The sequence below is a fragment of the Portibacter marinus genome, assembly GCF_021533195.1.
GTDB lineage: Bacteria > Bacteroidota > Bacteroidia > Chitinophagales > Saprospiraceae > Portibacter > Portibacter marinus.
Genome location: NZ_JAJNKB010000040.1, coordinates 1 through 3147, shown reverse-complemented (window position 1 = coordinate 3147; position 3147 = coordinate 1). Strand labels below are relative to the sequence as shown.

Below are 3147 nucleotides of genomic sequence, written 5' to 3'. Positions count from 1 at the left end.
AGTAAGACGAGGAGAATTCTATCTGATTGGTAACCTTGAAAAAGGAATGATAAGGGAATCTTGGTTTGTAAACCTATCCGTTTCAAATTCTATGACTTTGACACTTAGAATAGCATCGGTTGAAGATGTAAAAATGTCAAATGACGAATCTGAATACAAGTTATTAATTGTTTCAGGAGATGCTCAAACACTTGAATTATTATTAGCTTTAAAAATAAGTAGTGAATTGGTACAAATAACCAAAGAAGGAAAAGACTAAAACAAGGAAGAACCTCGCAATTAGCCCAACAATTGACCAATGAAAAAAAATGCCGAACCGCTAACATGCTGCATCACATAATCCTCCCTTCGATCGGACTCTGGATGCAGCTATGACGTTATCTGCAATTTGATGAAACTAAATGAAATACATTGACAAATACTTTGAACTAAGGAACGAATTGTGGAAGGAATTCGAATCAACAGTAAAGCAAGGGGCAAAACTACCAACTCTTGTATCTACAGTATATCCTATTGGAATTAATCCACCAAACCTCTCAATCGACACAGATGGCCAAAGTTGGTTTTATGCTAAGGAAATAATCAAAGATGAAACCTATGAACTTCATATTGGAGATGACATAATTGTTGGGGCTAACAAAATCAAAGTTATAGACACAAATAATGAAATTCATGAGATTGCACCCGATACTTTAGATTTATACTGGTTGAGTGAAATATTGGATGCTAAGAAGACATAATGAATTGGATAATAAAAAATAGAGATAAACTCAGATTCCATACAAATCTCAATGTCTTACTAAAGCCAATCGAAAATGATATTCAAAGATTCAATTGGCTAATAAACGATTTAGAAATCAATTCGTCAGAATTGGAAAGCTTGCCAATTAATCACGAACAAGACTGGTTTTTAATAACATCAGAACAAATGGAAGAACTTAGAATTTCTGATACACAAATTGTATGGGGTGCTTTTTCAGCAATTGACAATAAGAGCAAAATAGAAATAAAAGAAGATGTTTTACCTTATGCGGAAGGTGTGTCCGAAATTTGGAAAAACGGAAATCTTCAAGTCAAAGAGTCCGAAATAGAAATTATTGCTTGGGATAGTAGTTTTACAATAGTGAAATTTACAGATCAAACTTTATCAGAAAAGTTTAGTAATTACTTTGATGAAGCAATAGAATTAGAAAAATATAAATGGAAAAAAAGCAGATAACATGCGTCATCACATAATGCTCCCTATCGGTCGCACTCTGGATGCCGCTATGACGTTATATGGCATAAAAGTTAAAATTTGAGCAGTCTAACAAATAGAATTTATAATGAACTTGACTCTTGGAAATACGCACAGTTGTATTTATCGAATGTATTGGGACGACAAAACAAATTTCATATTAGACTTGATTTTGGCTTAATCCTGACATCTTTAATAGGGATAGTTGGATGGTTTAACAACAATGATTTGAAAAATCTTTGGACTGCCATACTTATTACTGTTTTAGCCTTAAGAATATCTAAGAACATCTTTCTAAATTCCCCAAGTGAAAGATTTAGTATTAAAAGCTCTCTAGATTTTTACAATAGTCAAATAAAAGATCTTGAAAACCTTTTCTATGATTATTATAGTGGAAAATATAGTGGATTCAACTATTGAAAAAAAATTAAGAAAACTTCAAGATAATGAGAGAAGTATTTTCAAAACACAGACATTTGGAATAGTGAAACTCAAAAATAAATTGCAGATTCAAATAGAAGAAGAAGTTAATAAATATTTAAAAAAAATTAAATCAAATTTAGATGCCTAGTAATTCCACACCATCACATAATAAACCAATTCCAACTCCTAAACCACCTCCAAGAAGAGAGAAAAATAATCCTTCAATTCCTCCACGTAAGACAACACCACCACCTCCACCTCCACCTCCTAAAAGAAGCTAATAAATTCGGGATTAAGAACTTCAAGATGATAATAACAGATTACGAAAATAGCATTAGAAGAATAATTATTATTGCTCTAGGTTTTGAGGATTCAGTCAATTACAAAATCTCAAGCGCAAGAATCGAAAAGTGGAAGGAAAAACGTGAGATTGAAAAGAAAAAATACAAAGGAATTATGACTGAGACTAGACTAATATACTATTCTGACTTTTACGATTTAAAAACTATCATCTTAAAAAATTGGGAAAAATTCAAACACGTTTTAAATGATAAAAAGAGATTTGAAGTATTTTTTTCAGAAATTGAAAAATTCAGAAATTCTGAAGCCCATGGTAGGACTTTAACTTCCAACCAAATCAAGTTAATTGAGGGTATTACTAATGACTTGAAGAACTTAATTACTTTGTCTCACAATAGGAGTAAAATGATAGAAGACTATTTTATTGAAATAATAAAAGTTTCTGATAATCTTGGAAACATTTGTTATGGTTCATTAAATGATCCAATTGTCCTTAGGGTTGATGATGTATATGAAATTATAGTTGAAGCAAATGATCCAAAAGACAGAGAAATAGAGTACGAGATAGCGATATTTAATACTAATTTCAAGATCACACAGGTTCAAAATAGATTTACATTCAAAGTGACAAATGAAATCGTAGGGAAAAAAAGACAGCTATCAATTAGAGTTAAAACACCAGCCTCTGAGTATAATAATTCTGCAAATATGACTTTGTCATTAATAGTTTTACCTGCTTTGAATTGATGATGAATATAATTAGGTAATGCACTAATGAAGAATGTGCAACTACCAAAAACTAATACGCCATATAACAGGCTTCATCACATAATCCTCCCTATCGGTCGGACTCTGGATGCAGCAGAACCGTTATCTTCCCAGCGAAAGTAAGACAGCAAATCTGACTTATTCCAATTCGATTTATATAATTTAGATTAAGATCAATAAAGCTGCGCAGTCCAATTAAGCGAAACAAATGTAACAGCCCCCGATATCATCAGAGAGTAATTATAAAATAATTTTTGTAATTATGAATATGAAAATCACAGAAAAGGGGACAAAGAAATTCACCAAGAAAGAAAAGCTTCAGATAATCGAAGAAGCGAAGAAGAATGGAGTAAAAGTAACGCTTGAAAAGTATGCTTTATATCCCGGAACCTTCTATTATTGGAAGAAGAAGCTTATTG

Annotated in this window: 5 protein-coding genes; all 5 read left to right on the top strand. The window is 31.7% G+C overall.

Annotated features, from left to right (window positions below; genetic code table 11):
- On the top strand, nucleotides 1–259 hold a 259-nt coding region (locus tag L2567_RS20735; RefSeq protein WP_235299780.1), incomplete at its 5' end, for a hypothetical protein.
- A gap of 142 nt (nucleotides 260–401) precedes the next feature.
- On the top strand, nucleotides 402–740 hold the full coding sequence (locus tag L2567_RS20730; RefSeq protein WP_235299779.1) for a hypothetical protein: 339 nt from the start codon (nucleotides 402–404) through the stop codon (nucleotides 738–740).
- Nucleotides 740–1219 carry a hypothetical protein gene (locus L2567_RS20725; protein WP_235299778.1) on the top strand — a complete coding sequence of 160 codons (480 nt, stop codon included), beginning with the start codon at nucleotides 740–742 and terminating at the stop codon, nucleotides 1217–1219. Before L2567_RS20730 ends, L2567_RS20725 begins: the two co-directional genes overlap by 1 nt.
- 397 nt (nucleotides 1220–1616) lie before the next feature.
- The gene (locus L2567_RS20720) at nucleotides 1617–1808 is read left to right on the top strand and encodes a hypothetical protein (protein WP_235299777.1); all 192 of its coding nucleotides are present in this window, start codon (nucleotides 1617–1619) and stop codon (nucleotides 1806–1808) included.
- 158 nt (nucleotides 1809–1966) lie between these two features.
- Nucleotides 1967–2707 (top strand): Swt1 family HEPN domain-containing protein, encoded by a 741-nt coding sequence (locus L2567_RS20715; RefSeq protein WP_235299776.1) that lies wholly within the window; start codon nucleotides 1967–1969, stop codon nucleotides 2705–2707.
- Nucleotides 2708–3147: the final 440 nt, after the last annotated feature.